The 2,377-nt window shown below is 70.2% G+C and carries 1 protein-coding gene; it reads right to left on the reverse strand.

All coding sequences use genetic code 11. The features are described 5' to 3' along the window. Nucleotides 1-2,377, reverse strand: a 2,377-nt coding sequence (locus QR77_RS41945; RefSeq protein ID WP_236710475.1) for a condensation domain-containing protein, incomplete at both ends; no start/stop codon positions are given.

Below are 2,377 nucleotides of genomic sequence, written 5' to 3' on the forward strand. Positions count from 1 at the left end.
ATCCGCCCGCACATCCACCACCCGGACACCGGCCACATCCAGCCCATCCGGAATCACCCCATCAACCAGCAGCACCTCAGACCCGCAGTCACCCAACACATGCTTGAGTCGCTCCGCAGGAGCCGCCGGATCCAGCGGCACATAACCACCACCCGCCTTCAAAACAGCCAGCACACTCACCACAATGTGCTCACTGCGCGGCAGACACACTGCCACCAACGTCCCGCGTCCAACGCCGAGTTCACGCAGATAACGTGCCAAACGGTTGGCCCGCGCGTTCAACTCGCCATACGACAACGAACAGCCCTCGAACTCCACCGCCACCGCACCCGGCGAACCCGCCACCACCCCCTCGAACCACTCATGCACACACCACTCCCGCACCACCAACTCCGCCGGAACCTCATTCCACTCCCCCACCACCCGCCGACGCTCCCCAGCGGGCAGGACGTCGATGTCAAGGGCCTTGGTGCCGCTGCCGTCGTCCTCCGCGAGCGCGCCGACGATGCCGGACAGCGCCGCTTCGACGTATCCGACGAGCGCCTCGCACTCCACGGAGTCGTCCACGCGGACGTGCAGGGCGAGTTCGCTGCCGAAGTCGTCGAGCGAGACCACCAGGGGGTAGTTGATCGCGTCTGCCTCCGCAAGCCATTGGATGCCCTGGCCCGCGACGGCGGATCCGGTCGCGTCGCCGTGCCCCGGCTCGAAGTGCCGGACGTTGATCACCGCGCTGAACAGCGGGGTGTCGGCCTCCAGGCCGCTGCAGCGCTGGGCCAGGCTCAGCGCGCTCTGCTCGCGGACGATCAGCTCTTTGAGGCCGGCGTCGACGTCCGCGACGAGGTCCTGGACGGTCCGGTCCGCGAGGCGTACCCGCAGCGGCAGCGTGTTGATGAAGTTCCCGAGCATTCCCTCCACGCCGGGCACGCCCTGCAGCCGTCCCGACATCACGGTGCCGAACACGACGTCGTCGCTCCCGGCGGCCGCGGCCGTGACGCACGCCCATGCGGCGTGGAACAGGCAGGCGGGGCTGATGTGCAGCCGCTTGGCCTGCGCGCGCACTTCGGCGGTGAGGTCGGACGGCAGGGCGCGGCGGAGCTGCGGGTTCCGGTGGCCGTCGCCGTGCACATCCGTCAGGCCGAACGGCGTGGTCGGCTCGGTGACGTCGCCGAGCATCGCCCGGAAGTGGGCCTCCCCGTCGTCCGCCGTCGTCTGGCGCAGGGTGTGGGCGACGAAGTCGCGGTAGGGGGCGGGGGCCTTGAGCAGCGCGGCGCGGCCCGCCATGTGGGTGGCCAGTTCCTGCAGGACGAGCCGCAGGGTGGTGGCGTCCTCGATGAGGTGGTGCGCGCTCAGGAGCAGATAGTGCCGCTCGGAGCGCGGGTCCTCGGCGATGAGCAGCCGCAGCAGGGGGGCCCGGTCGACCCGCATACGCCGGGGGCTGTCCAGCAGGGCACGCGCCTGCTGCTCGGCGTCCGTGCCGGCGTCGAGGCGCGTCCGCTCGACTGTCAGACGTGCGGTGCGGTGCACGACCTGCACGGGCTCGGGCAGGTCGTCGGTGAGCACTGCGGTGCGCAGCACGTCGTGCCGGTCGATCAGCGCCTGTAGCGCCCGCGTGAACGAGGCGGACACCTTCTCGTCGTCGGCGGCGAGGAGGACGGAGACCAGGTAGGGGTCGTTGTCCGGGTCGAGAAGGTGGTGGAAGAGGATGCCCTCCTGCGCGGGCGCCAGCGGGTAGACGTCCTGGACGTTGGGCGAGCCGCCGGGCACGGTGGCGACGACGGTGTCGATCTGCTCCTGGGTCAGCTCGACCAGGGGCAGCATGTCCGGGGTGACGCGCGCGCAGCCCAGGGGGATCAGATTCGGCGGGACGCTGTCGTTGGTAACTGCGGCCGGCGTCCCGTCGATCTCCTCCGCGAGGCGGGCCAGCGTCGGGCTGCTGAACACGCTGCGCACCGAGACCTCGCAGCCCAGCTCCTTCAGCCTGGCCACCAGGACCGTGATGAGCAGCGAATGGCCGCCGAGCTCGAAGAAGTTGTCGTTGACGCCGACGCGGGCCTCGTCGAAGCCGAGAAGCTCCGCCCAGACCGCGGCGAGCGCCCGCTCGGTGGGGGTGCTCGGTGCCACGTACTCGCGCTGGGCGTAGGCGTCGATGCCAGGGGCGGGCAACGCCTTGCGGTCGAGCTTGCCGTTGGTGGTCAACGGCAGGGTGTCCAGGGCGATGTAGGCGCTGGGGACCATGTACTCGGGGAGCGTGCGCTCGACGTGCCGATCGAGTTCGGTACGGAAGTCCGTCGCGGCATGCCCGTCCTCCAGGACGACGTACGCCACGAGCTGCTTGTTGTCCGGCTGGTCCTCGCGGGCCATGACCACGCAGGAGCGG

This window comes from Streptomyces sp. 150FB (assembly GCF_000818195.1).
Lineage (GTDB): Bacteria > Actinomycetota > Actinomycetes > Streptomycetales > Streptomycetaceae > Streptomyces.